Source organism: Oleiphilus sp. HI0132 (genome assembly GCF_001635845.1).
On the sequence record NZ_LWGJ01000904.1, the window covers coordinates 1 to 260 of the forward strand.

Genomic DNA, 260 nt, shown 5'->3' on the forward strand with positions numbered 1-260 from the left:
CGCTAAAGAAGCCCATAAAGAAAGGAAGCGTCAGGTAAAAACTTAAATGCTCAAGGCGTTGGAGGCTTGCCCAGCTGAACCAGTCAAATAAGTGCAGAACCCGCTCATCAATCATTAAGCGCCTGAAGCCCACAGCCAAGCACAATAGACCAAAGTATAGAGCGCTAACCTCTTTTGAGCGGAAGGCGAATAATGAAAAATTATACAGGCCGATTGCAATTAGAATTGAGCCAAAGAAGACTGCCGATATGATCGGACGA

The 260-nt window shown here is 45.4% G+C and carries 1 protein-coding gene; it reads right to left on the bottom strand.

Translation table 11 applies throughout. The features are described from left to right. A partial coding sequence (locus tag A3766_RS32650; RefSeq protein WP_369808622.1) for a 7TM diverse intracellular signaling domain-containing protein occupies positions 1-253 on the bottom strand: 253 nt, incomplete at its 3' end. Positions 254-260 lie beyond the last annotated feature (7 nt).